Raw genomic sequence first — 24,550 nt, 5'->3', positions numbered from 1 at the left:
GCATGGAATCCTCACGGAGGCGTTACCACCATATTCAACACGTCGAATTTTTTAAGCTCACACCGCAACCGGAGTCCTGCCATGACCACTTTCGCGCGCCCGGCGGACCGTTATTCGCCGCTTTATTTTCTCGCCTCGCTCGGAGCGGGCGGGACGGCTGTCACCTTCTTCCTCTGGCTCTATTTCTGGATCCCGCATCCCGGCCAGAGCGTCCCGGTCTTCGCAGACATCGCCAGGGCGCTGTCGACCGGCTCGATGCTGACCAAGGGGATGATCTTCGCGGCGATGGCGGGGATCATCGTCTTCGCATATCTCAACATCCGCCTGCTGATCTGGAACCTGCGCCAGCTCTCGGCTTTCAAGAAGACTGACAGTTATGCGCAGCTGCGCGCCTCCAATGCCGAGACGCAGCTCCTGGCGATGCCTCTGACGATCGCGATGACGATCAATGTGGGCTTCATCCTTGGCATGGTCTTCGTGCCGGGCCTATGGACGGTCGTCGAATATCTCTTCCCGATCGCGATTGCAGCCTTCACAGCGACCGGTGCGCTCGCGCTGGTTCAGCTCGGCCAGTTCCTTGGACGCGTCAAGACCGACGGCAATTTCGACTGGACCGCGAACGGGTCCTTTGCTCAGATGATGCCGGCCTTCGCGCTGTCGATGGTCGGCGTGGGGCTTGCCGCCCCCGGTGCGCTGTCGAATGTCGCGCTTACCTCGGGCATCGGGATCATGCTTGCGACCTTCTTCATGATGGCGGCGCTGATGGTCGGGGTCGTGGCGCTGGTGCTGGGCATCCACTCGATGTTGAGCCACGGGACCGCGGTCGAAGCGGTTCCCACGATCCTCATCGTGATCCCGATCCTGACGGTGCTCGGTATCCTCGGGATGCGGGTCAATCACGGGCTGCATGTGAATTTCGAGGATCACGGCACGGCGGCGCAGGTGCTGATGTTCCTGACCAAGACCTATTCGGTGCAGATCCTCTTCGCGCTGTTCGGGATCGAGATGTTGCGCCGGGTGGGTTACGCCAAGCGCTTCCTGTTCGGCGCGGAGAACTCGGTCGGCGCCTATGCACTGGTCTGTCCGGCGGTGGCCTTCGGCGTGATGACCCAGTTCTGGATCAACGCGGGGCTGGTGCAGTCGGGGCTTCTGACGAAGTTCTCGATCGCTTACTGGATCGTGACGCTGGTGGCCCTCGCGGCGCAGGCTCTGGCGATCTGGCTGGTGCTGCATCTCAACCGCCGTCATTTCGGCAAGGCCGAAGCGACCCCGGTTCCCGCCGAGTAAGGGCGAGCCACATGAAGCATCCGGGGCGGCGCGGGGGTATACCCGCTCCGCCCTTTTCTTTTGCGCGCGGTCGCTTAGCATCGGAGCTGACCCGAGGAGGTTTTCCGATGATCCCAGCCCTGTCCCTGATCCTTGCCTGCCAGCTTAGCGGAGAGATCCTCTCGCGCGCGTTGATGCTGCCCTTGCCCGGCCCGGTGCTGGGAATGATCTTCCTGCTCGTCCTGATGAGCGTCTCGGAGAAGATCCGGGAGGTGATCCGGCCGGTCGCACTGTTCATCCTCCAGCATCTGTCCCTTCTCTTCGTGCCAGCGGGCGTGGGTGTCGTCGCGCATCTCGATGCGCTGCGTGAACATGGTCTCGGGCTGGCGGTGGCGCTGATCGGGTCAACGATGCTGGCGATCGTGGTCGGCGCGGCGGTCTTCGCAGCGGTCGCAAAACTGACGGGGAGCGCGAGCGATGACTGATCCGTTCAAGCTCTGGTCCTATCTGGCCTCGGGGCCGCTCCTTTGGCTCTGGGCGACGCTGATCGCCTACTGGATCGGAGACACGCTGTTCAAACTGAGCGGGCGCAGCCCTTTCGCCAATCCGGTGATGGTGGCGGTGGTGCTGTTGGGAGGCGTGCTGCTGATGACGGGCACGCCCTATCAGCGCTATTTCGACGGGGCGCAATTCGTCCATTTCATGCTCGGCCCCGCGACGGTGTGCCTTGCCGTTCCGTTGCAGGCGAACCTGCCCAAGGTCCGCAAGGCACTGTTGCCGATCCTTGCGGGGCTGCTCGCTGGGTCCGCGACGGCAATCGTCTCGGTTCTTGCGATCGCGAAGGCGATGGGGGCGGGGCCGGAGCTGCTTGCCTCGCTCGCGCCGAAATCGGTGACCGCGCCGGTGGCGATCGGGATCTCGCAATCCTTGGGCGGCGAGCCCTCGCTGACGGCGGCGCTGGTGATCCTGACGGGGATGATCGGGGCGATCACGGTAACGCCGATGCTCAATGTGTTGGGTTTTCGCGACTGGCGCGCGCGGGGCTTCGCCGTGGGGGTGGCTGCGCACGGGATCGGTACGGCGCGCGCGTTTCAAGTGCATGAGACCGCCGGGGCCTTCGCCTCGATCGGGATGGGGCTGAACGCGGTGCTCACCGCCTTCCTCGCTCCGGTGCTGCTAAGTCTCTTCGGTTAATACTGCCGCGGCGGGCGCGCCTTGTAGACCGGCAGTTTCCATCCGAAACGCAGCGAGCCCGCGCGCAGGATGAAGGTGACCGCGCCGCAGATCAGGAGCGCGGTGAGACGGTCGAGCCCCGCGGCATTGGCGATGAGTGCGCTCGCAGCGCCCGCGAAGGCGCAGGTGAGATACAGCTCACCCTGTTTCAGCACGAGCGGCACCTCGTTGCACACCACGTCGCGCATCAGCCCGCCGAAAGTGCCGGTGACGACGCCCATGATCAGCACGATAATCGGCCCATGATCCAGTCGCATCGTCACCGCGACACCGGCCGGAACAGCCACCGCGAGCGCCCAGGCATCGAGCCACAAAAGCGCCCTGTAGCGGCTTTCGAGGAGATGGGCGGTGAAGAACACCACCACCGCCGCGCTGGCGGCGATCAGCACATAGGTCGGATTTCCGACCCAGAAGACCGTGTCGCGCCCGATCAGAAGGTCGCGCAGCGTGCCCCCGCCAACGGCGGTCAGCGCGGCGATGAAGATGAACCCCACGAGGTCGAGTTGCTGGCGCGAGGCCACCAGTGCCCCCGTCAGCGCGAAGACGACGACCGCCGCGTAATCGAGGGCCGCCCCGAGCGGCACCTGCGCCATCCAGTCGGGCAGGGCGGTCATTTTGCCTTGGCCGGTTTGAAGGGCTCCATCCCGGCGCGGGCCAGTTCGTCGGCGCGCTCGTTCTCGGGATGGCCGGCATGGCCCTTGATCCATTCCCAGGTGACCTTGTGGCGGCGCTGCGCCTCATCAAGCCGCTGCCAGAGATCGACATTCTTCACCGGCTTCTTGTTCGAGGTCTTCCAGCCGTTGCGCTTCCAGCCGTGGATCCAGCCGGTCACGCCGTTCTTCACGTAGGCGGAATCGGTGGTGATGGTGATCGCGGTGCCGCGGGTCAGCGCCTCGAGCGCGTTGATAGCGGCCAGAAGCTCCATCCGGTTATTCGTGGTTTCGGCCTCGCCGCCCTTGAGCTCGCGTTCCTTGACGATCGTGTCTCCCTCCATCGCGCGCATCAAGACACCCCAGCCGCCGGGGCCGGGGTTGCCGCTGCACGCGCCGTCGGTCCATGCGTAGAGATCAGCCATCCAACCCCACATATCCGCTCTGTGCGGCGATCCGGTCGAGCCAGCCCCGCAGCGCCGGGAAAGCGGCGAGGTCATAGCCGCCGCGGGTCTCGGCAGTATGGGTGTAGGCATAAAGGCAGATATCGGCGAGGCTGACCGCATCGCCCACAAGCCAGTCTGCGCGCGACAGGCGATCTTCCATCACCTGCAACAAGGCGTTGCCGCGGGTCAGGAGCGCTTCGAGACGTTCGGGCGTGCGCTCGGCGGTGCGGTGGGCGTAGGTCAGGATCGCTGCGCGCACGGCAATGACGCCCTCGTGCTGGTTCTGCTCCCAGAACATCCAGCTCAGCATCTGGGCCTTCTCAAACGCATCTTCGGGAATGAAGCGCGTGCCCTCACCCAGCCAGTTGAGGATCGCGTTGCTCTCGGGCAGGGCGCGGCCATCATCGAGCAGGAGAACCGGCGCCTTGCCAAAGGGCAGCGCACCCGAGGCGTGGGCCTCGTTCAATGCCGTGCTGTCATATTCCACGTTGATCAGCTCGGCACTCTGCCCCAGAAGCGAGAGCAGCAGGCGCACCTTGTAGCTGTTGCCCGAGGAGGGCATCGAATAGAGTTTCATCAAAGGGATCTCCGCTCAGCTGCCGGTGCGCACAATCGCGATCAGACAGGCGACGACGACTGCCGTCAAGACGAGGCGCAGCTTCATCCACCAGCCGGGGGCGAGACCACGGCTCGCGAAAACCCAATCGAGCGGCAACAGGAGAACGAACCCGATCAGCAACACGAAATTGATCGGCATGCCGAAGCCCGCGAAGAGGATGAAATAGAGCACCGGCGCGATCGAGATCGCGTAGCCCGGCGTCCACTCACCCTTCGCCGCAAAGCCCCAGAGGCAGCCCGCCATGAAGCAGAAGATCATCAGCGCATAGGCCAGCACAGCGACGCGCGGATCGGCCATGCCGGGCAGCATCATCGCTCCGGTCTGCACGACCAGCACACCCCAGACAAACGGGATCAGACCAGCCAGCCCGAGAAGCAGCGCCAGCCCCGGTATCTTCGGCCCCACGCCGCGCATCACGAGGCCTCCCGCAGCACGCGCGGCACCTTGAATTCGATATCCTCGCGGGCGGTCTCGATCTGGTCCACGGTCAGGTCATAGCGCTGGCGGAAGGCGTCGATCACTTCGTCGATCAGCACCTCGGGCGCGGAGGCCCCGGCCGTCACACCGACCGAACGCGCGCCTTCGAGTGCCCGCCAATCGATATCGGCGGCGCGCTGCACGAGCTGGGCATAGCGGCATCCTGCGGCGCGTCCCACCTCGACCAGACGGCGCGAATTCGACGAATTCGGCGCCCCGATCACGAGAAGCGCGTCGATCTCATGCGCCATCGCCTTCACCGCCGCCTGACGGTTCGTGGTCGCATAGCAGATATCTTCCTTCGCGGGGCCGACGATCTTCGGGAAGCGCGCTTGCAGAGCCGCCACGATCGCCGCCGTGTCATCGACCGAGAGCGTCGTCTGGGTGATGAAAGCGAGCTGTTCGGGATCGCGCGGCGTGATCGTCGCGACATCCTCGACCGTCTCGACCAGCAGAACCTCACCCTCGGGGAGCTGACCCATCGTCCCGAGAACCTCCGGGTGGCCGGCATGGCCGATCATCACCATCTGGAGCCCGTTCTCGGAATGGCGCTCGGCCTCCTTGTGAACCTTGCTCACCAGCGGGCAGGTCGCATCGACATAGATCATCTCGCGGCGCGCGGCCTCGGCGGGAACCGATTTCGGCACGCCATGCGCCGAGAAGATCACCGGGCGGTCGTCGGGGCATTCGTCGAGCTCCTCGACGAAGACCGCACCTTTGTCGCGCAGGCTGTCGACGACATATTTGTTGTGCACGATCTCGTGGCGCACATAGACAGGCGCGCCCCATTTCTCGAGCGCCATCTCGACGATCTTGATCGCGCGGTCGACTCCGGCGCAGAACCCGCGCGGGGCGGCGAGATAGAGGGTCAGGGACGGTTTCATCGCGCTCTCCTTCGTTTCGGTCTCACAGGTAAAGCTCTGGCGCTTGCTCGTAAAGGGAGCGATCAGCCGATCATCCCCAGCGCCTGCGCCGTCAGCCAGGCCAGAACCGCATAGCGCCCCGCCTTTGCAAGGAAGACGAGCGGGATGAAGAGCCATAGCGACATGCGCAAAACGCCCGCGACGAGGCAGATCAGATCGCCTCCAGGCGCCCAGCTCAGCAGCAGCAGCCCGATCCCCCAACGTTCGAACCAGCGATGCCCGCGCGCGAGCTGGGCCTCGGTGGCGGGGAACCATTTGCGGTCCTTCCAGTGGGTGACGCCGAAGCCCATCACGTAGGTGATCAGCGCTCCGATCGTGTTTCCGATCGCCGCAATCAGGATCATCGCCCAGATATTCGTGCGCCCCGCGGTTTGGAGCGCAACGAAGACCACCTCGGACTGGAAGGGGATCGGCGTTGCCGCAAGCAGCGCCGAAATGAAGAGGCCGAAGAGGGAAACGTTTTCGAACATGAGCGAGGTGGACCGAAAAAGACGAAGGGCGCGCGGGAACTCCGCGCGCCCTTTCAATCATGTTTTGCGTCCAGCGTCAGGCCCGGATCAGTTTTCCGTGCTGGTGTCGTCGTCGCGCGGCTCGCGCGGAGGGCGACCGATCACGTCGCGAAGTGCGTCGAGCTCGATGAAATTATCGGCCTGACGGCGCAGTTCGTCGGCAATCATCGGCGGCTGGCTGCGGATGGTCGAGACGACCGAAACGCGGCAACCCTGACGCTGCAGGCTTTCGACCAGCGGACGGAAATCGCCGTCACCCGAGAACAACACGATATGATCGAGGCGCGGCGCGAGCTCCATCGCATCCACGGCGAGCTCGATATCCATGTTGCCCTTCACTTTGCGGCGCCCCATGGAATCGGTGTATTCCTTGGCAGGTTTCGTCACCATCGCGAAGCCGTTGTAGTTCAGCCAATCCACCAGCGGGCGGATCGGGGAATATTCCTCGTTTTCGAGAAGCGCCGTGTAATAGAAGGCGCGGACCAGTTTTCCGCGGCGCTCGAATTCCTGACGCAGAAGCTTGTAATCAATATCGAAGCCAAGAGCCTTTGCGGCGGCATAAAGATTTGAGCCGTCGATGAATAGGGCTAGCCGTTCGTCCTTATAGAACATGCATTCCTCTCGCGCAGGTAAGTCCTGAAGCCCGAAACCTGTTTGCGTGAGTCAAAGCGAATTGGGTAAAAGCGCTTGCGCATATCAGTAGGGCGAACCAGATGTGTTGTTCGACATATCGCAATTCGCGATGAAAACGGAATCTGTCTATATGGACACCCTCTCATATATCGCACTTGGGGGAAATCTCCCGAGTGCAGTGGGAAGGCCGGAAGTTTCCCTTGGGGCAGCGCTTTGTCGTTTGGGAGAACTTGGTTTTTCGTTTGTAGCGATAAGTCGCTTTTGGCGAACTCCGGCGTTTCCAAGCGGGAGCGGCCCGGACTATGTGAACGCCGTTTGCAAGGTGCGAAGCGATTTGCAAAAAGATGCGATCCTCGCGACTCTCCATAAGGTAGAAAACGAGTTTGGCCGCCAGCGTGACGGACGCTGGGCGTCTCGGGGCCTTGATCTGGACCTTTTGGCGGTCGGGGACCAGGTCTGTCCCGACCTCGAAACCTGGACGCACTGGCGCGATTTGCCGCTCGAACGTCAGATGCGTGACGCGCCCGAAGAGCTGATCCTGCCGCATCCGCGGCTGCACGAACGCGGTTTCGTGCTGATTCCCTTCTCCGATATCGCGCCGCTATGGCGCCATCCGGTCAGCGGGCTGACCGTCATGGAAATGCTTGCGACGCTCCCAGAGGCCGAAAAAGCCGCGATCGAGCCCCTTTGAGCGGCCCGTTCGGGCCAATGAACGCTTGTCTTTCGCAGTTGCAGCGCCTAAGTAGACCTCTCAATCCGAGTTCTTCTGGAGAGACCCATGGCCCGCGTGACGGTTGAAGATTGCGTTGATAAGGTTCCGAACCGCTTCGAGCTGGTGATGCTTGCTTCGCATCGTGCCCGCGAAATTGCGGCTGGCGCCCCGATCACGATCGACCGCGACAACGACAAGAACCCCGTCGTCGCCCTGCGCGAAATCGCCGAGGAAACCCAGTCGGCCGAGGATCTGCGCGAGCGTCTGATCGAGAGCAACCAGACCCAGATCGAGGTCGACGAGCCCGAAGAGGACTCGATGGCTATGCTGATGGGCGGCGAGAGCCCCGATCGCGCTGTCGAGGACGACATGAGCGAAGAGCGTATGCTGCGCGCGCTTATGGATGCGCAGGGCCGCGAGTAATCGCCAGAAAGGTCGGAACGAGCGCGAATGATCGACGTCGAAGACCTGATCGCGCTCGTCCGCAACTACAATCCCCAGACCGATGCCGATCTGATCCGCAAGGCTTATGCCTACGGAAAGGAAATGCATGAGGGGCAGTTTCGCCACTCGGGCGAGCCTTATTTCACCCATCCCGTCGCCGTCGCCGCGATCCTGACCGAACAGCGGCTGGATGATGCGACGATCATCACGGCCCTTCTGCACGACACGATCGAGGACACGCGCTCGACCTATACCGAGGTCGCGCGGCTCTTTGGTGAAGAGATCGCCGAACTGGTCGATGGCGTCACCAAGCTGACCAACCTGCAACTGTCGAACGCGGCCTCGAAGCAGGCGGAGAACTTCCGCAAGCTGTTCATGGCGATGTCGAAGGATCTGCGGGTGATCCTCGTGAAGCTTGCCGACCGGCTGCACAACATGCGCACGATCCGCGCGATGCGCGTCGAGAAGCAGGCCCAAAAGGCGCGCGAGACGATGGAGATCTATGCGCCGCTCGCGGGCCGGATGGGGATGCAGTGGATGCGCGAGGAGCTTGAAGACCTTGCCTTCAAGGTGCTCAACCCAGAGGCGCGCACCTCGATCATCCGTCGTTTCGTTTCGCTACAGAAGGAAACCGGCGATGTGATCCCGCAGATCACCGCCGATATCCGGGCGCTGCTGGAGGACGAGGGCATCGAGGCGGACGTTTTCGGCCGCGCCAAGCGCCCCTATTCGATCTGGCGCAAGATGGAGGAAAAGCAGCTTACCTTCTCGCGCCTCTCCGATATCTACGGTTTCCGCGTCATCACCCGCAACGAGATGGATTGCTATCGCGTGCTCGGGCTTATCCATCATCGCTGGCGCGCGGTGCCGACGCGCTTCAAGGATTACATCAGCCAGCCCAAGACGAACGGCTATCGCTCGATCCACACCACGGTGTCGGGCCGCGACGGCAAGCGCGTCGAGGTGCAGATCCGCACGCGCCAGATGCACGAGGTCGCCGAGGCCGGCGTTGCCGCGCACTGGTCCTATCGCGATGGTGAACGCGCAGCGAACCCCTTCGCGGTCGATCCGGCGAAATGGCTCACCTCGCTGACGGAGCGATTCTCGGAAGGCGAGGGCGATCACGACGAGTTTCTCGAGAACGTCAAACTCGAGATGTATTCCGATCAGGTCTTCTGCTTCACGCCCAAGGGCGATGTGGTGAAGCTGCCCAAAGGGGCGACCCCGATCGATTTCGCCTATGCAATCCACACGCGGATCGGCAACAGCTGTGTCGGCGCGAAGGTCGATGGTATCCGGGTGCCGCTCTGGACGCGGCTGAAGAACGGGCAATCGGTCGAGGTGATCACCGCGTCGGGCCAGCGTCCGCAGCTTACCTGGCTCGACATCGTGGCGACGGGACGGGCCAAAGCCGCGATCCGCAAGAGCCTGCGCGAGGAAGATCGCGATCGCTTCATCAAGCTCGGTCACGAATTGGCCCGGGTGGCGTTCGAACATGTGGGCCGCAAGGTTTCCGACAAGGCGTTGCGGACGGCGGCGAAGACGCTGGGGCTTGCCGATGAGGATGAGGTTCTGGCGCGTCTGGGTTCGGCCGAGCTTGCGACCTCGGTTGTCCTGGAGGCGCTTTATCCCGAGCTTGCCGCGCGTCAGAACGAGGCCGAGATCGAGCCGACCCGCGCGGTTCTGGGGCTTGGCGCTGATCAGAGTTTCCGCCGCGCCGATTGCTGCCAACCCTTGCCGGGCGAACGGATCATCGGCATCACCTATCGCGGCAAGGGTGTGGTGATCCATGCGATCGACTGCCCCGCGCTGGAGGAATTCGAGGATCAGCCCGAGCGCTGGGTCGATCTTCACTGGAAGACGGGCCATCACCCGCCGGTCTATACCGCGACGCTCAAGGTCACGATCTCGAACGATGCGGGGGTTCTGGGACATATCTGCACCTTGATTGGGCAGCAGAAGGCCAATATTTCGGATCTCAATTTCATCGACCGGAAACCGGATTTCTATTCGCTTCTGGTCGAGGTCGAGCTGTGCGATGCCGAGCACATGCACCGGCTGCTGACCGCGCTTGAGGCGGAAAGCGACGTGGCGCATGTAGAGCGGATACGAGACCTGTCGCGCAAACCCTGACGCGCATGGCGTCGGGCGGGGGGAAAGGACGGCAGCGTGGTCTTCAGACGACGCGAGAAACGGGGCGTGTGGGAAAACCTGCGCGAGGCGATCTGGCCGAAATCCGGCTGGTCGCGGGCGTTCCAATACGTCAAGCACCGGGTGAACCGCCTGCCCGACAGACCGCATCGGATCGCACGCGGGGTCTGGGCGGGGGTCTTCGTGTCCTTCACGCCGCTCTTCGGGTTTCACTTCCTGAGCGCCGCGACGGTGGCCTGGATCATGCGCGGCAATATCCTCGCTGCGATCCTTGCGACCTTCTTTGGAAACCCGGTCACCTTCCCGATCATCGCGGTCTTCTCGACAAAGCTCGGCCACAAGATCCTTGGGGACCGGCTGGACCGCGGGGCGGCGCCCGAGGGGCTGCTCACGACCTTCCAGGCGGCGAGCCACGATCTGCTTCATAATTTCTGGGCCATGTTCACCCCGGCCCATGCCGAATGGGGCGGGCTCGAACGTTTCTTCACCGATGTCTGGCTGCCCTATCTGGTGGGCGGGTTGGGCCCGGGCGTGGTCGCGGCGACGATCTGCTACTATATCTCGCTGCCGATCATCACCGCATATCAGAACCGTCGGCGGATGCGTCTGAAAGCGCGGCTCGAGAAGATCCGGGCAAAGATCAAGCGCGATGAAAAGGGCGACAAGTCGACCCCCGAGGGTTGACGATTGCGCTCAGGCGCTGGCCTTGCCGGCAGCGGCCTCGCTCAGCCGGTAGCCGCGCCGCTGGGCACGTCTGCGGAAGGTTTCGGCCGCAGTCACGGCGTCGCGCAGGTTTGAAAACCAGCGAAGGCATTGGCTTCCGGCGTGGCCTTGCATCCCCCATTCGCGCAGCACGGTATACTCCCCGAAGAGATTGTCGGAGATCTCGACGCGGTAGAACCGCCGGGCTTCCGGCGTATGAAGAATGAGGTTGAGCATGGCAGTGCTCCGAACATCCCGATTTCGTGAAGTGAATCAGAACCCGGCCGCCTTGGCCAGAACAAAAGGGTTAACGCGAAGGTTCAGCCCCAACGTACCTCGCCGAGGAAGATGTAGCCCGCGCCGTAGATGGTCTTGATCAGGCGTGGGTTCTTCGGGTCTTCGCCAAGCTTTGTGCGCAGCCGCGAGATCCGCACATCCATCGCCCGGTCGAAGCTTTCGCCCGCAGCGCCGCCCAAGGATTCCTGCATTTGTGCGCGGGTGATCAGTCGGTTCGGGCTTTCGAGGAATAGTCGCAGAACCTCACCCTCGGCATGGGAGAAAGAGGTTTCGCGTCCGGCCTCGTCGATCAGCAGGTAACGGTCGAAATGCGCGCTCCAGCCTGCGAAATGCGCGGTCTGCGACACGCTCGGGCTCTCGGTGCGGCCCTTGCGCAGGCGCGCGCGGATGCGGGCCACCACCTCGGTCGGGTCGAAGGGCTTGATGATGTAGTCATCCGCGCCCAGCTCCAGCCCCGTCACCCGGTCCTGCACCTGCGCGCGCCCGGAGATGATGATGATCGCAGCGCCCGATTCCAGCGCCAGCCGATGCACCAGCGCCAGCCCGTCGCGATCGGGCAGGCCCAGATCGACGAGGCAGACATCGGGCGAAGAGCGCTTCAGTCCCGCCTCGAACTCGGTCGCACGGGCATAGGATTGGGTGCGGAAGCCTGCTTCTTCCAGCGCATCCGACAGCATCCGTCGGATCTCGGGTTCATCGTCGAGAATGGCGACAAGGGGCAAATCGGCATTCATCCGCGGGCTCCGACAAGCATGGCCGCGAGTTGGGCGGCCGTGAAAGGTTTCTGGATGACCGGGCAGGGGGCCGCAGCGCGCAATGCGTCGCCCGGGGGCAGCGAGGTCATCAGGATCACGGGCACCTGATCGCCGATGGCGCGGGCAAGGTCCACCCCTGTCCGCCCGTCGGGAAGTTGGATATCAGAAAGCACGACCCCGATATCGGGCAGGGACAGCAGCGCCTCGGCCTCGGCGACGGTGCCAGCCTCGATCACGGTGTGGTCCATCGAGCGCAGCATGTCGCGGGTCGTCGCACGGATATCCTCGTCATCCTCCACAAGCAGGACGAGCATCGGCGCTGGCTGAGCTGCGACTTCGCGCAGCGGCAGGCGCAAAGTGACCTGCGCGCCTTTCCCGGTATTGCGCAGCCTCACCGTTCCGCCCGCAAGCTTGGTCTGGTCGTAGACCATCGACAGGCCAAGCCCCGAGCCTTCGCTGCCCTTCGTGGTGAAGAACGGGTCGAGCGCGTGTTCGAGCGCCTCGCGCGAAAATCCCGGCCCCTGATCGCTGACGGAGATCTCGACCCAGGTGTCGCGCACCGGATGAGCCGTGATCGCGATCGTGCCGCCGGTTTCGCGCATCGCGTCATTGGCATTGAGAATCAGGTTCAGGAGACTGTCCTGGAGCGGGCCGGGATCGAGCAGGATCGGCGCGTCGAGACCTTCGATTTTGATCTCGAGCGTGATCGGCCCGTGAAGCGTGGGTCCGGCCATCGCCGCAAGATCGTCGAGCAGATCGGACAGGATGACCGCTTCGGGGCGCAGCTCGCGGGGGCCCGAGATGGCAGCGATCCGGTCAAGGAGCGTGCCGCCACGTCGCGCGGCGGCCAGCGTCGCGCGGATCGCCTCATGTGCCTCGGGAGCAAGATCCTCCATCCGTTCGAGCCGCCCTTGCAGCCCCAGGATGATCGTCAGCAGGTTGGCGAAATCATGCGCGAGCCCCGAGGAGAGTTTCGCCGCCAGTTCGCGTTTGCTGGCCTGTGCGAGTGCTGCTCGCGCCTGTGCCTCGTGGGTGACGTCGGTCGAGAGGATGAAGACGCCGATCACCGCGCCCTCGGCGTCCCTGTCGGGGGTGAGGGCGATGCGAATCCGGCGGCCCGACGGGTCGTGGGTGATCTCGATCACATTGGCCTCTCCGGCGAAGGCCTTGGTGAAGCCCGGTTCGATCTTGGCGAAGGTTCCGGCGCCGAGAGCCTCGTTTGCATGACGGCCGACGGCATCGGCGAGCGACCCGGGCATGACCGATGAGAGGCGGCGGTTCGAAAAGGTATAGGTGAGATCGCGATCGACCCGCGCGATATGGGCGGGGGTCATCTCGGTGACCTGGCGGGTGCGCGCCTCCGTTATGGCGAGTTGGCGCGAGGTTTCCTCCAGCGCCGCGTTGGTCGCCGCAAGTTCACGGTTCGCGGCCGCTAGCGCCTCCGTGTGATCGAGAAGCTGGCCGGACAGTTCCTCGGAGCGGGCACGCAGAAGCGATTCCTGCCGTTTGATTTCGGTGATGTCGGTATAGACGGTGATCCAGCCGCCTTGCGGCAGCGGCGCGCCCTCCACCGAAATCGTCCGGCCATTGGCGCGCATCCGCTCCATGTAATGGGCCTCGAAGGCTCGCGCGGTCTCGACGCGCTCGCGCACGGCGACCTCGAAATCATCGACCTCGCCATATTCGCCGCGCGCCACGAGAAAGCGGATCGTGTCTTCGAAGGAGGTTCCGGGGCGCGTGAGGTCTTCGGGAAGATTGAACATCAGCTGGTACTGGCGGTTCGAGACCGCCAGCCGCAGATCGCTGTCGAAGATCGACAGCGCCTGACCGATCAGGTTCAACCCGGCCTGAGTCAGCCTCTCGCGGCTCGTTTCGCTCACGTCTTTACCTCCCGCTCCAACCGTGTGCGTAGCATTCGCAAAGGTCGTGGCAAAGAGCGTTTCGCTGCGCAGCGAAGCTGTAAGAATTCGTTAGAATCGCGAAAAGATCACGAAAACTTTGACAGCCAGTCTTCGCTCATGCCGAACTGGGCGCGGAGGATTCGCCCTGTGCGGAAAGGGACGCCGGGCAACCGGCGCGAGGGAGGAAAATTTGGCTGACGCAGTCGCGAAGGGGCAGACATCTGCCCAATCGATTCCTGCGCTTTTGGCGCGGAACGTGGCCCGATATGGCGGCTACCCCGCCTATCGCGAAAAGGAATTCGGCATCTGGCAGAGCTGGACCTGGGCGCAGGCGGCGGAGGAAATCCGCTCCATGGCGCTTGGCTTCCTGAGCCTTGGCGTGGAACGGGGCGATCATATCGCCATCATCGGGCGTAACCGTCCGATGCATTACTGGTCGATGGTGGCCGCGCAGATGTGTGGCGCGGTCCCTGTGCCGCTCTATCAGGACGCAGCGGCCGAAGAGATGGCCTATGTGATGGAGCACTGCGGCGCGCGCTTCGTCGTGTGCGGCGATCAGGAGCAGGTCGACAAGATCGTCGAGATCGAAGACCGCATCCACGCCATCAAGCACGTGATGTATACCGACAAGCGCGGCATGCGGAAATACGACCACTCGCGCATGAATGCGCTGGAGGACGTGCAGGATGAGGGCCGTGCTGGCCATCAACGCTATGAGGCGGAGCTCGACAAGCGCATCGCCGAGCTGACCTATGACAGCACCTGCGTGATGCTCTACACCTCGGGCACGACCGGGAAGCCGAAAGGCGTGGTTCTGTCGAACCGCAACATCATCGAGACCGCGAAAGCCTCGAGTGAGTTCGACCATCTCAACCACAATGACGAAGTGCTCGCCTATCTGCCGATGGCCTGGGTGGGGGACTTCATCTTCTCGATCGGTCAGGCGATGTGGGCGGGTTTCACCGTGAACTGCCCCGAAAGCCCCGAGACGATGATGACCGACCTGCGTGAGATCGGCCCGACCTATTTCTTCGCGCCGCCGCGGGTGTTCGAAAATCAGCTCACCTCGGTGATGATCCGCATGGAAGATGCGGGCAAGCTGAAGAAGAAGCTGTTCGACCGCTACATGAAAGTCGCGCGCGAGGTTGGCCCCGATATTCTCGACGGCAAACCTGTCAGCTTCGGCCAGCGTCTTTCCTATGCACTGGGCAATCTGTTCATCTACGGGCCGTTGAAGAACACGCTTGGTTTCTCGCGCATCCGCGTGGGCTACACCGCGGGCGAGGCGATCGGGCCGGAGATCTTCTCCTTCTATCGTTCGCTCGGGATCAACCTGAAGCAGCTTTACGGTCAGACCGAGGCCTCGGTCTTCATCACGCAGCAGCCCGATGGCGAAGTGCGCGCCGATACCGTGGGCGTGCCCAGCCCGGGCGTCGAGGTAAAGATCGGCGAGAATGGCGAGGTCTATTACCGCAGCCCCGGCACCTTCGTGGAATACTACAAGAACGCCGAGAGCACGGCCTCGACCAAGGACCCGGAAGGTTGGGTCGCGACGGGCGATGCGGGTTTCTTCGAGGAAGACACCGGCCACCTGCGGATCATCGACCGCGCGAAGGATGTGGGCAAGATGGCCGACGGCCGCCTGTTCGCGCCCAAATACGTGGAAAACAAGCTGAAATTCTATCCCTCGATCCTCGAGGCGGTGGTGTTCGGCGCAGGGCGTGACCGCTGCACGGCCTTCATCAATATCGACCTCACGGCGGTCGGCAACTGGGCCGAGCGCAACAACATCTCCTACGCCTCCTATCAGGAGCTTGCGGGTCATCCGCGCGTCTACGAGATGATCCGCGAGCATGTCGAAGAGGTGAATGCGAATATCGCCGAAGACCCGATGCTCTCTGGCTGTCAGGTCCATCGCTTCCTGATCCTGCACAAGGAACTCGATGCTGATGACGGCGAGATGACCCGCACCCGCAAGGTGCGCCGCAACGTGATCGGCGAGAAATTCGCCGATCTGATCGGGGCGCTCTATGACGGCCGCGACGAGATCTACACCGAGACCGAAGTGACCTACGAGGACGGCCGCAAGGGCTCGATCAAGGCGACGCTGAAGATCGCGGATGCGAAGGTCGTGTCGGCGAAGACGATGGCGGAGGCAGCGGAATGAATGATATGAGCGACGGCTACGTCACCGCCGACGGCCGCCAGATCGGCGGCGTGATCATGGAGATGAAGAACATCACGCTGCGCTTCGGCGGGGTCGTGGCGATCAAGGACATCTCCTTCGACATTCGCGACGGCGAGATCCGCGCGATCATCGGTCCGAACGGCGCGGGCAAATCCTCGATGCTGAACGTGATCTCGGGCTTCTACATCCCGACCGAGGGCGAGGTGATGTTCAAGGGCGTCAAGCGCGGGCCGATGAAGCCCTACCAGGTCGCCCGCCTCGGCATCGCCCGGACCTTCCAGAACATCGCGTTGTTTGATGGCATGTCGGTGCTCGACAACATCATGACCGGACGCCTGACTCATATGAAAAGCGGTCTTCTGGCGCAGGCCGGCTGGTGGTGGACGGGGGCTGCCAAGGAAGAGGACGAGCATCGCGAAAAGGTCGAGAAGATCATCGACTTTCTCGAGATCCAGAATATACGGAAAACGCCGGTCGGTCGTCTGCCCTATGGTCTCAAGAAGCGGGTCGAGCTGGCGCGCGCGCTGGCCGCAGAGCCGAAGCTGTTGCTGCTCGACGAACCGATGGCGGGGATGAACGTCGAGGAAAAAGAGGACATGAGCCGCTTCATTCTCGACGTGAACGACGAATTCGGCACCACGATCGTGCTGATCGAACACGACATGGGCGTGGTCATGGACCTCTCCGACCGCGTCGTGGTGATGGATTACGGCAAGAAGATCGGCGACGGCACCCCCGACGAGGTGCGCAACAATCAGGACGTCATCGACGCCTATCTGGGGGTGGCCCATGACTGACACCATCCGCATCGCAATTCAGAAATCGGAGGCGCGTCATGCCTGATATCGTTCTCTACGCCGCCGAGGTGACGCTGAACGGCCTGATGGCAGGGGTGCTTTATGCGCTCGTGGCGCTCGGCTTCGTGCTGATCTTCAAGGCCTCGGGCATCTTCAACTATGCGCAGGGCGTGCTGGCGCTGTTCGCGGCGCTGACGCTGGTCGGCATTCAGAAGGGTCAGGTGCCCTTCGCCCATCTCCTCAACGCGATGACGGGCAAGCATTACACGAATTTCCCGTGGGAAGTGCCGGCACTCGTCGCAATCCTGCTGGCCGCTGGCGTGATGGTGGTGCTCGCCATCATCATCGAGAAGCTGGTGCTCAAGCATCTGGTGAACCAGGCTCCGATCATCCTCTTCATGGCGACGATTGGGATGGCCTATTTCCTCGAAGGCTTCGGGGACGTGATGTGGGGGTCGGACATCAAGACGCTCGATGTGGGCCTGCCGCAGGGCATCAACGAGACCATCGATTCCGTCACCTACAACATGTTCGGCTACGGCTTCTTCATCGACAATCTCGATATCGTCGCCGCGGTCGTGGCGGTGCTGCTGGTAGCGGCGCTGACGGTGTTCTCGCAATACTCCAAGCAGGGCCGGGCGTTGCGCGCCGTGGCCGACGATCACCAAGCCGCGCTGTCGGTCGGGATCTCGCTGCGCTTCATCTGGATCCTCGTCTGGTCGATCGCGGGCTTCGTGGCGCTGGTCGCGGGGATCATGTGGGGCTCGAAATCGGGCGTGCAGTTCTCGCTCTCGCTGATCGCGCTCAAGGCGCTTCCGGTGCTGATGCTGGGCGGCTTCACCTCGATCCCGGGCGCCATCGTGGGCGGCCTGATCATCGGTGTGGGCGAAAAACTGTTCGAACTTCTGATCGGCGCCCCCTTCCTGGGCGGCGCGACCGAGAACTGGTTCGCCTATGTCCTCGCGCTCGTCTTCCTCGTGTTCCGGCCGCAGGGCCTGTTCGGCGAGAAGATCATCGAGAGGGTCTGAGCCATGATGCAACTGCAGCGAGAGAAATTTCTTGATCGGTGCGCAGGGGTGCGACAAGCTGTCACATGTCGTGGCGTCAACGGGAAGGGAGCCCGCCGTCACGACACCGTGACGAGCTTTGGGAGGACCGTTACCGATGAAGACCTGCGCAACCGTTTTCACGATCGGCTGGGGGGCCGCGCTGGCCTTCGGCTGGATCGCGCTGGCCGCGCCGCCGGAAGAACCGACGCAACTGCAAACACTGAATATCGCACTGGCGGCGCTTGGCGCCGGGGCCGGGCTCTGGGCCTGGGTCAGGATCCGGCGCGGCTGCTGACGGGAGGACATCGTCTCTCCCTCGGGAAAGGGAGAGGCTGATGTTTTACCGCGAAGCAGGTGATTTCAAAACGTCCTACCGGGAGGACAGCCAGACTTTCCCGATCAAGTTCGACCGGCTGCGTTACTATGTGGTGCTGGCGATTGCCTTCGGAGTCGTGCCGCTGCTGATCAACGATTACTGGGCGAACGCGGTCGCGGTGCCGTTCCTGATCTACGCCATCGCGGCGATCGGTCTGAACATCCTCGTGGGCTATGCGGGGCAGGTGTCGCTCGGGACCGGGGGCTTCATGGCTGTGGGCGCATATGCCGTCTACAAGCTGATGACCGCCTTCCCCGAAGTGTCGATCTTCATCCACGTCCTTCTCGCGGGCGGTATCACGGCTGCGGTCGGGGTTCTGTTCGGCCTGCCGAGCCTGCGCATCAAGGGGTTCTACCTCGCGGTGGCCACGCTGGCGGCGCAGTTCTTCCTGGTCTGGCTCTTCAACAAGGTGCCGTGGTTCTACAACTACTCGGCCTCGGGTCAGATCAACGCGCCCGAGCGCACGGTTTTCGGCGTGTTCGTCACAGGTGCGCAGACCTCGGCGATGGCGAAATACATGTTCTGCCTGGTGATGCTGACGATCGTGGCGCTGGTGGCTCGCAACCTGACGCGCGGCACGGTGGGGCGCAAATGGATGGCGATCCGCGACATGGATATCGCGGCCGAGATCATCGGGGTGAACCCGCTGACGACGAAGCTTTCGGCCTTTGCAGTCAGCTCCTTCTTCATCGGTATCGCAGGCGCGCTGTTCTTCGCGGTCTACCTGGGCGCGGCCGAAGTGGGCGAAGCTTTCGGGATCCAGAAATCCTTCCTGATCCTCTTCATGGTGATCATCGGCGGTCTGGGCTCGATCTTCGGTTCGTTTGCGGGCGCGGCCTTCCTCGTGCTTCTGCCGGTCTTCCTCAAGAACGTGCTCGTCGGCACGCTTGGATGGCCGACCGATCTGGCCGCTCATATCGAGCTGATGATCGTCGGCGGTCTGATCGTGACCTTCCTGATCGCGGAACCGCATGGCCTCGCGCAGCTCTGGCGCGTGGCGAAAGAGAAACTCCGGCTTTGGCCCTTCCCGCACTAAGGCGGGGCCGCCCAACAACCCCAAGAACCGGGACGAGCCCGGCGTGAACGAAGATATCTCTGGGAGGAGAACTCTATGAAGAAGACCTTTACCGCTCTGGTCGCGGCGGCGATGACGCTGACCACGGCTCCGGCCTTCGCCGAGCTGGTGGTGCCGAACCTCAGCTATCGCACCGGCCCCTACGCCGCGAACGGCATTCCCTATGCCGATGGCTTCAACGACTATTTCACGCTGCTCAACGAACGTGACGGCGGGATCGGCGGCGAGATGGTGCGCGTGCCGGAATGCGAGACCGCGTACAACACCGAGAAAGGTGTGGAATGCTACGAGTCGACCAAGGGCGACGGCGCACTGGCCTATAACCCGCTCTCGACCGGCATCACCTACCAGCTGATTCCGAAAGTGACCGCCGACGGGCATGTTCTGTACACGCCCGGCTATGGCCGCACCTCGGCGGCGAACGGCAAGGTGTTTGAATGGGTCTTCAACTACCCGGCCAACTACTGGGACGGCGCCTCGATCATCGAGCAATACCTGATGGGCAAGGCCGGCGGATCGCTCGAAGGCAAGAAGATCGCTCTGGTCTATCACAACTCGGCCTACGGCAAGGAGCCGATCCGCACCCTTCAGGAACTCGCCAAGCGCGACGGTTTCGAACTCGAATTGCTGCCGGTCGACCATCCGGGTCAGGAACAGAAGTCGCAATGGCTGCAGGTCCGTCGCTCGAAACCCGATTTCGTCATCATGTATGGCTGGGGCGTTATGAACCAGGTCGCGATCCAGGAAGCCGTGAACATCCGCTTCCCGATGGAGAACTTCGTCGGCATCTGGTGGTCGGGTTCGGAAAACGACGTGCGCTCGGCTGGTGACAAGGCCGATGGCTACACCACCGTTTCCTTCCACGGCACGGGCATGGACTTCCCGGTCTATGGTGACATCCAGAAATACGTGATCGACGCCGGCAAGGCTGCGGGCGCGGGCGACGAAGTGGGCACGATGCTCTATTCGCGCGGCATGTATGCGGCGATGATCATCTCCGAAGCGATCCGCAAGGCGCAGGAGATCCACGGTCATTCGGCGGTCACGCCGGCAGAGGTGCGTGACGGTTTCGAACAGCTCGACCTGACCGAGGCGCGTCTGAATGAACTCGGCCTGCCGAACTTCGCCCAGCCGATCCAGGCGACCTGTGCGGATCACGGCGGTCCGGGCTCGGGCCTCATGTACAAATGGAACGCGGCTGACGGCAAATGGGACGCCGCTTCGGACTGGATCTCAGCGGATTCGAGCGTGATCGACCCGCTGATCGCCGAAGATTCCGCGGCCTTCGCCAAGGAAAACAACATCGCAGAGCGGTGCAACTAAGCCAAACCGGCCTCCGGCGTCTTGCGCCGGGGGCCACCCCAACGCCCCGGAGAAAGCCATGCTGGACGCTGCGAAAACCGACACGACCCTTCTCGAGGTCAACAATATCGAGGTGATCTACAATCACGTCATCCTCGTGCTGAAGGGGGTCAGCCTGAACGTTCCCAAGGGCGGGATCACCGCGCTGCTGGGCGGCAATGGCGCGGGCAAGACGACGACGCTCAAGGCGGTCTCGAACCTGCTCAAATCCGAGCGCGGCGAGGTCACCAAAGGCTCGATCACCTATCGCGGCGAGCGCGTGCAGGAAATGAGCCCTGCCGATCTCGTGCGCAAGGGCGTGATCCAGGTGATGGAAGGCCGTCACTGTTTCGAACACCTCACCGTCGAGGAAAATCTGCTGACCGGTGCCTATACCCGCAAGGACGGGCGTGGCGCGATCCAGGCCGATCTCGAGATGGTCTACAATTACTTCCCGCGCCTGAAGGAGCGCCGCAAATCGCAGGCGGGTTATACCTCGGGCGGGGAGCAGCAGATGGTCGCGATGGGTCGCGCGCTGATGAGCCGCCCCGAGACGATCCTGCTGGACGAACCCTCGATGGGTCTCGCGCCGCAGCTGGTGGAGCAGATCTTCGAGATCGTGAAATCGGTCAACGAGAACGAGGGCGTGACCTTCCTTCTCGCCGAACAGAACACCAACGTCGCGCTGCGCTATGCCCATTACGGCTATATCCTGGAATCGGGCCGCATCGTGATGGACGGCCCCGCGGCTGATCTGCGCGAGAATCCGGACGTGAAGGAATTCTATCTCGGCATGTCGGACGAGGGCCGCAAGAGCTTCCGGGACGTTCGCAGCTATCGCCGCCGCAAGCGTTGGCTGGCGTGATCGTAACGTATTGAAATTAAACGATTGCTGCGCAGCATTTTGGGCGCGGCTCGGGGGCGGTCTGTCCGCCGAATGGAAAGGGTCGAGGGATGGTTGAGCATTTCGACGAGTTGGAAACCCGCAGCGCCGACGCGCGCGAGGCCTCTCTGGCCGAATGCCTTCCCGCGCTGATCGGGGCGGCGATGAGAGCGCCGGGGATCGCGGCACATCTGGAAGGCGTCGATCCGTCTTCCGTCACCTCGCGCGCGGCGCTCGCGAAGCTCCCGGTCCTGCGGAAATCCGATCTCGGGGCCGCACAGAAGGGCGCGCCGCCCTTCGGTGGCCTGACCACGAAGCCCGCCCATGCGTTCGCCCATATCTTCCAGTCGCCCGGCCCGATCTACGAGCCCGGTGACGTGAGCCGCGATTGGTGGCGGCTGGGACGGTTCGCCCATGCCGCAGGTGTCGGACCCGGCGATATCGTGCAGAACTGCTTCGGCTACCACCTGACGCCTGCCGGTATGATGTTCGAGAACGCCGCACGCGCCGTGGGCGCCGCCGTCCTGCCCGCCGGGACCGGCCAGACAGAGCTGCAAGTCCGCGCCGCCGCGGATATCGGCACCACCTGCTATGCGGGCACGCCGGACTATCTGCGTATCATTCTCGAAAAAGCCGAAGAGATGGGCGAGAGGCTCAAGATCACCAAGGCGACCGTTTCGGGCGGCGCGCTTTTCCCCAGTCTACGCCAGAGCTATGCGGATCGCGGCATTTCCTGCCTGCAATGCTACGCCACCGCCGATCTGGGCAATATCGCCTACGAGAGCGCAGCGATGGAGGGGATGATTGTGGACGAAGGTGTGATCGTCGAAATCGTCCGCCCCGGCACGGGTGACCCGGTCGCTCCCGGTGAGGTTGGCGAAGTGGTCGTAACCACGCTCAACCCGGATTACCCGCTGATCCGGTTCGCGACAGGCGATCTTTCCGCCGTGATGGACGGGATCAGCCCCTGCGGTCGCACCAATATGCGCATCAAGGGCTGGATGGGCCGCGCCGATCAGACCACCAAGATCAAGGGCATGTTCGTGCGCCCCGAGCAGGTCGCCGCCTTCGTCGCGGCCCATGCCGAAATTTCCAGGGCCCGGGTCGTCGCGACCCGCGAGGGCGAGATGGACGTGATGACCGTGCAGATCGAGACCGAGGCCTCCGATCCCGCACGCTTCGACAGCGGCATTCGCGAAGCCTTGAAGATGAAGGGCGTGATCGAGCTTGTCGCGCCGGGCTCGCTGCCCAATGATGGCAAGGTGATCGACGACCAGCGCAAATACGACTGAGGAACCGGGAGGGTAGATCGCGGGTTCCTTCGTCGAGAGAGATGGAGGACCCCATGCGAAAACTACTTCTGACAGGTGTCGCACTTGCGGCGCTGGGATTGCCCGCCAATGCCGCCGATCTTGCGCTGGTGCTGGGCAACGCGAATTACGACCGGATCGACGACCTGCGTGGCGCCGATGCGCCGACCAAGGCCGAGGCCGGTTTGCAACAGGCCGGCTTCTCGGTGCTGACTGAGGATGACGCAGATGCTTCCGAGATTCGCGCGCGCTTTCGCGACTTCGTGACGCGTGCGGCGGATGCCGACCGGATCGTCGTCGCCCTCTCGGGGCGTTTCATCCATACCGACGCAGAGACCTGGTTCCTGCCTACCGACATGCGCGACATCTCTCTGCCCGAGGCTGTGAGCGAGGCACTGCCGCTCTCGGCGGTGATGTCGGTGCTCGCCTCCCATCCCGGGCAGGCGGTGCTGCTGCTGGGGGGCGCGGATGACGAGGGAACGGGTCGGGGTCTGACGCAACCCGGTATCGGTGATCTCGCGATTCCGCAGGGCGTCACCGTCTTGCGCGGCAGCCCCCGGGAGGTCGCCTCGCTGATGTCGGGGGATCTGGTCAAGCCCGGCGCGCCGCTGATGCGCGCGGCGCAATCCGAAGGTCTGATCGCGAGCGGCTTCCTGCCCGGCAGCTACAGTTTCCTTGCCGCCGGGACGCAGGATGCGCCTGCACCGATTGCGACGCCGCAGGCCGATCCTTCTGCTCCCTATTGGGACATGGCGCGCGCCGAGGATTCCATCACCGCCTATCAGCTCTATCTCGATCGCTATCCCAGGGGGCCGAATGCTGACGAGGCCCGTGCCCGGATCGCCACGCTCAAGGCCGAACCCGAGCGACAGGCAAAGGCCGATGAGGCGGCGCTCAACCTTTCCCGCGATCAGCGCCGCGAAGTCCAACAGAACCTGACGATCCTCGATTTCGATCCGAAGGGCGTGGACGGCATCTTTGGCCCCGGATCGCGCGGGGCGATCACGCGCTGGCAACGTGCGAGCGGGTTCGAACCGACCGGCTATCTCACCCGTGCCCAGCTTACCGCACTTTCGGCGCAAGGCGAGAAGCGCGCAGCCGAGCTGAAAGCCGAGGCCGAGGCGCGTCAGGCCGAAATCGACCGTCAGGACCGCGCCTATTGGGAGCAGACCGGCAAGGCTGGCGATGAGGCGGGGCTGCGCGCCTATCTGAAGAAATATCCCGACGGGCTCTTTGCCGAGCTTGCGCAGGAAAGGCTCGACACGATCGAGGCGGACCGCCGCGCCGAGGCGCAGGCCGCCGATCGTGCCGATTGGGATGTCGCGCGTCAGGCGGACACGATCGCCTCCTATCGCGACTATCTCGCGAGCCGCTCCAACCCTGCCTTCAAGGCCGAGGCCGAGGCGCGCATCGCCGAGTTGCAGCAACAAAGTCAGGAGAGCGATGCGATCAAGGCTGCGAAGGCCCGCGAGGATGCGCTTGGCCTGCCCAGCGTGGTGAAGTCCCTCGTCGAGCAGCGGCTCGCCCAGATGGGCCTCAAGCCAGGCAAGGTCGATGGCGTGTTCGACGACAACACCCGCCGCGCGATTCGCCGCTTCCAGAAAGCTGGTGGGCTGACGGTGACCGGTTATCTCGACCAGCCGACGGTGGCGCAGCTGCTGGCCGGATCGATCGGCTTTCGGTGAGCGGGGGGAGGGGGCGCTGCCCCCTCTTGGCGCCGCCATTCCGGCCCTCCGCTCCCACTCCGGGCGGTCGGCGGGCGTCCTTCCACGGGAAGGCCGCTGCTTCCGCCTCACCCCCACGGGATATTTGC

General features: G+C 63.4%; 26 protein-coding genes. 16 read left to right on the top strand and 10 right to left on the bottom strand.

Going from position 1 to position 24,550, the window contains the following annotated elements:
* The first annotated feature begins 81 nt into the window (after positions 1-81).
* The 3 genes from BMG00_RS07780 (at position 82) to BMG00_RS07770 (ending at position 2,460) form a co-directional block, all read left to right on the top strand.
* A complete protein-coding gene (locus BMG00_RS07780; RefSeq protein ID WP_078573827.1) occupies positions 82-1,287 on the top strand; it encodes a TsoY family (seleno)protein in 1,206 nt (401 codons plus the stop codon).
* Between the two features lie 107 nt (positions 1,288-1,394).
* Positions 1,395-1,751 (top strand): CidA/LrgA family protein, encoded by a 357-nt coding sequence (locus tag BMG00_RS07775; RefSeq protein WP_078526136.1) that lies wholly within the window; start codon positions 1,395-1,397, stop codon positions 1,749-1,751.
* On the top strand, positions 1,744-2,460 hold the full coding sequence (locus BMG00_RS07770; protein ID WP_078526134.1) for an LrgB family protein: 717 nt from the start codon (positions 1,744-1,746) through the stop codon (positions 2,458-2,460). The genes BMG00_RS07775 and BMG00_RS07770 overlap by 8 nt, the downstream gene beginning before the upstream one ends.
* Here the strand turns inward: BMG00_RS07770 and BMG00_RS07765 are convergent.
* The 7 genes from BMG00_RS07765 to BMG00_RS07735 form a co-directional block, all read right to left on the bottom strand.
* Positions 2,457-3,113: a trimeric intracellular cation channel family protein gene (locus tag BMG00_RS07765; protein WP_245794966.1), complete on the bottom strand. Its 657-nt coding sequence runs from the start codon at positions 3,111-3,113 to the stop codon at positions 2,457-2,459. The genes BMG00_RS07770 and BMG00_RS07765 overlap by 4 nt on opposite strands.
* A complete protein-coding gene (gene rnhA / locus BMG00_RS07760) occupies positions 3,110-3,574 on the bottom strand; it encodes a ribonuclease HI (protein WP_078527206.1) in 465 nt (154 codons plus the stop codon). Before rnhA ends, BMG00_RS07765 begins: the two co-directional genes overlap by 4 nt.
* Positions 3,567-4,172 (bottom strand): glutathione S-transferase family protein, encoded by a 606-nt coding sequence (locus BMG00_RS07755; RefSeq protein WP_078573826.1) that lies wholly within the window; start codon positions 4,170-4,172, stop codon positions 3,567-3,569. Before BMG00_RS07755 ends, rnhA begins: the two co-directional genes overlap by 8 nt.
* 15 nt (positions 4,173-4,187) lie before the next feature.
* Complete coding sequence (locus tag BMG00_RS07750) at positions 4,188-4,628, bottom strand: DUF3429 domain-containing protein (protein WP_078526130.1); 441 nt, start codon at positions 4,626-4,628, stop codon at positions 4,188-4,190.
* The gene (gene ispH / locus BMG00_RS07745) at positions 4,628-5,575 is read right to left on the bottom strand and encodes a 4-hydroxy-3-methylbut-2-enyl diphosphate reductase (RefSeq protein WP_078526128.1); all 948 of its coding nucleotides are present in this window, start codon (positions 5,573-5,575) and stop codon (positions 4,628-4,630) included. The genes BMG00_RS07750 and ispH overlap by 1 nt, the downstream gene beginning before the upstream one ends.
* Before the next feature lie 62 nt (positions 5,576-5,637).
* Positions 5,638-6,084 carry a YqaA family protein gene (locus BMG00_RS07740; RefSeq protein ID WP_078527204.1) on the bottom strand — a complete coding sequence of 149 codons (447 nt, stop codon included), beginning with the start codon at positions 6,082-6,084 and terminating at the stop codon, positions 5,638-5,640.
* Positions 6,085-6,171: 87 nt separating this feature from the next.
* The gene (locus BMG00_RS07735) at positions 6,172-6,735 is read right to left on the bottom strand and encodes a LabA-like NYN domain-containing protein (protein ID WP_078526126.1); all 564 of its coding nucleotides are present in this window, start codon (positions 6,733-6,735) and stop codon (positions 6,172-6,174) included.
* A 103-nt stretch (positions 6,736-6,838) separates the two neighbouring features.
* Here BMG00_RS07735 and folK point away from each other — a divergent pair, with 103 nt between their 5' ends.
* The 4 genes from folK (at position 6,839) to BMG00_RS07715 (ending at position 10,747) form a co-directional block, all read left to right on the top strand.
* The gene (folK, locus tag BMG00_RS07730; protein ID WP_245794965.1) at positions 6,839-7,447 is read left to right on the top strand and encodes a 2-amino-4-hydroxy-6-hydroxymethyldihydropteridine diphosphokinase; all 609 of its coding nucleotides are present in this window, start codon (positions 6,839-6,841) and stop codon (positions 7,445-7,447) included.
* Positions 7,448-7,534: 87 nt separating this feature from the next.
* Complete coding sequence (gene rpoZ, locus BMG00_RS07725; protein ID WP_078526124.1) at positions 7,535-7,891, top strand: DNA-directed RNA polymerase subunit omega; 357 nt, start codon at positions 7,535-7,537, stop codon at positions 7,889-7,891.
* A gap of 27 nt (positions 7,892-7,918) precedes the next feature.
* The gene (locus BMG00_RS07720; protein ID WP_078526122.1) at positions 7,919-10,045 is read left to right on the top strand and encodes a RelA/SpoT family protein; all 2,127 of its coding nucleotides are present in this window, start codon (positions 7,919-7,921) and stop codon (positions 10,043-10,045) included.
* Positions 10,046-10,081: 36 nt separating this feature from the next.
* Complete coding sequence (locus BMG00_RS07715; protein WP_078526120.1) at positions 10,082-10,747, top strand: DUF2062 domain-containing protein; 666 nt, start codon at positions 10,082-10,084, stop codon at positions 10,745-10,747.
* A 9-nt stretch (positions 10,748-10,756) separates the two neighbouring features.
* Here BMG00_RS07715 and BMG00_RS07710 read toward each other — a convergent pair whose 3' ends face one another.
* The 3 genes from BMG00_RS07710 to BMG00_RS07700 form a co-directional block, all read right to left on the bottom strand.
* A complete protein-coding gene (locus BMG00_RS07710; protein ID WP_078526118.1) occupies positions 10,757-11,002 on the bottom strand; it encodes a WGR domain-containing protein in 246 nt (81 codons plus the stop codon).
* Positions 11,003-11,085: 83 nt separating this feature from the next.
* Complete coding sequence (locus tag BMG00_RS07705; RefSeq protein WP_078573824.1) at positions 11,086-11,796, bottom strand: response regulator transcription factor; 711 nt, start codon at positions 11,794-11,796, stop codon at positions 11,086-11,088.
* Positions 11,793-13,697, bottom strand: a complete 1,905-nt coding sequence (locus BMG00_RS07700) for a hybrid sensor histidine kinase/response regulator (protein WP_078573823.1) — start codon at positions 13,695-13,697, stop codon at positions 11,793-11,795. The genes BMG00_RS07705 and BMG00_RS07700 overlap by 4 nt, the downstream gene beginning before the upstream one ends.
* A gap of 211 nt (positions 13,698-13,908) precedes the next feature.
* On the opposite strand from BMG00_RS07700, the gene BMG00_RS07695 reads away from it, so the two are divergent.
* The 9 genes from BMG00_RS07695 to BMG00_RS07655 all read left to right on the top strand — a co-directional run bounded on the left by BMG00_RS07695 (position 13,909) and on the right by BMG00_RS07655 (position 24,422).
* The gene (locus BMG00_RS07695; RefSeq protein WP_078573822.1) at positions 13,909-15,885 is read left to right on the top strand and encodes a long-chain fatty acid--CoA ligase; all 1,977 of its coding nucleotides are present in this window, start codon (positions 13,909-13,911) and stop codon (positions 15,883-15,885) included.
* Positions 15,882-16,703: an ABC transporter ATP-binding protein gene (locus tag BMG00_RS07690; RefSeq protein WP_078526110.1), complete on the top strand. Its 822-nt coding sequence runs from the start codon at positions 15,882-15,884 to the stop codon at positions 16,701-16,703. The genes BMG00_RS07695 and BMG00_RS07690 overlap by 4 nt, the downstream gene beginning before the upstream one ends.
* Positions 16,704-16,741: 38 nt before the next feature.
* Positions 16,742-17,731 carry a branched-chain amino acid ABC transporter permease gene (locus tag BMG00_RS07685; RefSeq protein WP_078573820.1) on the top strand — a complete coding sequence of 330 codons (990 nt, stop codon included), beginning with the start codon at positions 16,742-16,744 and terminating at the stop codon, positions 17,729-17,731.
* A 136-nt stretch (positions 17,732-17,867) separates the two neighbouring features.
* Positions 17,868-18,047 carry a hypothetical protein gene (locus BMG00_RS07680; RefSeq protein ID WP_038075043.1) on the top strand — a complete coding sequence of 60 codons (180 nt, stop codon included), beginning with the start codon at positions 17,868-17,870 and terminating at the stop codon, positions 18,045-18,047.
* A 40-nt stretch (positions 18,048-18,087) separates the two neighbouring features.
* Positions 18,088-19,164 carry a branched-chain amino acid ABC transporter permease gene (locus tag BMG00_RS07675; RefSeq protein ID WP_078526106.1) on the top strand — a complete coding sequence of 359 codons (1,077 nt, stop codon included), beginning with the start codon at positions 18,088-18,090 and terminating at the stop codon, positions 19,162-19,164.
* A gap of 75 nt (positions 19,165-19,239) precedes the next feature.
* Entirely contained in the window at positions 19,240-20,526 is a 1,287-nt protein-coding gene (locus tag BMG00_RS07670; protein WP_078526103.1) for an ABC transporter substrate-binding protein, read from the top strand.
* 58 nt (positions 20,527-20,584) lie between these two features.
* Positions 20,585-21,409: an ABC transporter ATP-binding protein gene (locus tag BMG00_RS07665; RefSeq protein WP_038075036.1), complete on the top strand. Its 825-nt coding sequence runs from the start codon at positions 20,585-20,587 to the stop codon at positions 21,407-21,409.
* Between the two features lie 89 nt (positions 21,410-21,498).
* A complete protein-coding gene (locus tag BMG00_RS07660; protein ID WP_078573819.1) occupies positions 21,499-22,719 on the top strand; it encodes a phenylacetate--CoA ligase family protein in 1,221 nt (406 codons plus the stop codon).
* Between the two features lie 53 nt (positions 22,720-22,772).
* Positions 22,773-24,422, top strand: a complete 1,650-nt coding sequence (locus tag BMG00_RS07655; RefSeq protein WP_158521697.1) for a peptidoglycan-binding domain-containing protein — start codon at positions 22,773-22,775, stop codon at positions 24,420-24,422.
* Positions 24,423-24,550 lie beyond the last annotated feature (128 nt).

This window comes from Thioclava marina, assembly GCF_002020135.1.
GTDB lineage: Bacteria > Pseudomonadota > Alphaproteobacteria > Rhodobacterales > Rhodobacteraceae > Thioclava > Thioclava marina.
This window is presented reverse-complemented; position numbering and strand designations above follow the sequence as displayed.

Bases quoted from the DNA above. Each gene is read 5' to 3' on its own strand.
- BMG00_RS07775 (WP_078526136.1), top strand. From the start codon at position 1,395: ATGATCCCAGCCCTGTCCCTGATCCTTGCCTGCCAGCTTAGCGGAGAG.
- BMG00_RS07660 (WP_078573819.1), top strand. From the start codon at position 21,499: ATGGTTGAGCATTTCGACGAGTTGGAAACCCGCAGCGCCGACGCGCGC.
- BMG00_RS07780 (WP_078573827.1), top strand. From the start codon at position 82: ATGACCACTTTCGCGCGCCCGGCGGACCGTTATTCGCCGCTTTATTTT.
- BMG00_RS07670 (WP_078526103.1), top strand. From the start codon at position 19,240: ATGAAGAAGACCTTTACCGCTCTGGTCGCGGCGGCGATGACGCTGACC.
- BMG00_RS07750 (WP_078526130.1), bottom strand. From the start codon at position 4,628: ATGCGCGGCGTGGGGCCGAAGATACCGGGGCTGGCGCTGCTTCTCGGG.
- BMG00_RS07720 (WP_078526122.1), top strand. From the start codon at position 7,919: ATGATCGACGTCGAAGACCTGATCGCGCTCGTCCGCAACTACAATCCC.
- rpoZ (WP_078526124.1), top strand. From the start codon at position 7,535: ATGGCCCGCGTGACGGTTGAAGATTGCGTTGATAAGGTTCCGAACCGC.
- BMG00_RS07710 (WP_078526118.1), bottom strand. From the start codon at position 11,002: ATGCTCAACCTCATTCTTCATACGCCGGAAGCCCGGCGGTTCTACCGC.
- BMG00_RS07705 (WP_078573824.1), bottom strand. From the start codon at position 11,796: ATGAATGCCGATTTGCCCCTTGTCGCCATTCTCGACGATGAACCCGAG.
- BMG00_RS07675 (WP_078526106.1), top strand. From the start codon at position 18,088: ATGTTTTACCGCGAAGCAGGTGATTTCAAAACGTCCTACCGGGAGGAC.
- BMG00_RS07685 (WP_078573820.1), top strand. From the start codon at position 16,742: ATGCCTGATATCGTTCTCTACGCCGCCGAGGTGACGCTGAACGGCCTG.
- BMG00_RS07665 (WP_038075036.1), top strand. From the start codon at position 20,585: ATGCTGGACGCTGCGAAAACCGACACGACCCTTCTCGAGGTCAACAAT.
- BMG00_RS07655 (WP_158521697.1), top strand. From the start codon at position 22,773: ATGCGAAAACTACTTCTGACAGGTGTCGCACTTGCGGCGCTGGGATTG.
- BMG00_RS07770 (WP_078526134.1), top strand. From the start codon at position 1,744: ATGACTGATCCGTTCAAGCTCTGGTCCTATCTGGCCTCGGGGCCGCTC.
- rnhA (WP_078527206.1), bottom strand. From the start codon at position 3,574: ATGGCTGATCTCTACGCATGGACCGACGGCGCGTGCAGCGGCAACCCC.
- BMG00_RS07740 (WP_078527204.1), bottom strand. From the start codon at position 6,084: ATGTTCGAAAACGTTTCCCTCTTCGGCCTCTTCATTTCGGCGCTGCTT.
- BMG00_RS07755 (WP_078573826.1), bottom strand. From the start codon at position 4,172: ATGAAACTCTATTCGATGCCCTCCTCGGGCAACAGCTACAAGGTGCGC.
- BMG00_RS07680 (WP_038075043.1), top strand. From the start codon at position 17,868: ATGAAGACCTGCGCAACCGTTTTCACGATCGGCTGGGGGGCCGCGCTG.
- BMG00_RS07735 (WP_078526126.1), bottom strand. From the start codon at position 6,735: ATGTTCTATAAGGACGAACGGCTAGCCCTATTCATCGACGGCTCAAAT.
- ispH (WP_078526128.1), bottom strand. From the start codon at position 5,575: ATGAAACCGTCCCTGACCCTCTATCTCGCCGCCCCGCGCGGGTTCTGC.
- BMG00_RS07690 (WP_078526110.1), top strand. From the start codon at position 15,882: ATGAATGATATGAGCGACGGCTACGTCACCGCCGACGGCCGCCAGATC.
- BMG00_RS07765 (WP_245794966.1), bottom strand. From the start codon at position 3,113: ATGACCGCCCTGCCCGACTGGATGGCGCAGGTGCCGCTCGGGGCGGCC.